At 66.7% G+C, this 552-nt stretch carries 1 protein-coding gene; it reads left to right on the top strand.

Annotated features, from left to right (window positions below; genetic code table 11):
* Window positions 1–552 (top strand): GDP-mannose 4,6-dehydratase (locus ACU8YC_RS25950; protein ID WP_446896106.1); only part of this gene is annotated, 552 nt, incomplete at both ends.

Below are 552 nucleotides of genomic sequence, written 5' to 3'. Positions count from 1 at the left end.
TCACGGGAGTGACGGGCCAGGACGGCGCGTATCTGGCGCAGCTGCTCCTGCAGAAGGGCTACGCCGTCACCGGCATCGTGCGGCGCTCCAGCCATGCCGGCGTGTTCGATCACCGGTTGAAATGGCTCGGCATCCTCGACGATGTCGAGCTGGTCGACGGCAACCTGCTCGACCAGTCCGCCCTGCTGCGCATCGTCCAGGCGGCCAAGCCCGACGAGATCTACAACCTCGCGGCCCAGTCGTTCGTGACCTCGTCCTGGCAGCAGCCGCTGCTGACTGGACAGGTCACCGGCCTCGGCGCGGTGCACATGCTGGAATGCCTGCGCTCGGCGGCACCCCAGGCGCGCTACTATCAGGCCTCGACCTCGGAGATGTTCGGCCTGATCCAGGAGGCCAAGCAGAGCGAGTCGACGCCGTTCTACCCGCGCTCGCCCTACGGCGTGGCCAAGCTCTACGCGCACTGTATGACCATCAACTACCGCGAGAGCTTCGGGCTGCACGCGTCGAACGGCATCCTGTTCAACCACGAGAGCCCGCTGCGCGGTGTCGAGT

It is taken from the genome of Citrobacter sp. VF227 (genome assembly GCF_052950715.1).
The sequence above is the reverse complement of the archived record's forward strand: the minus strand, read 5'-3'. Positions and strand labels throughout refer to the sequence as shown.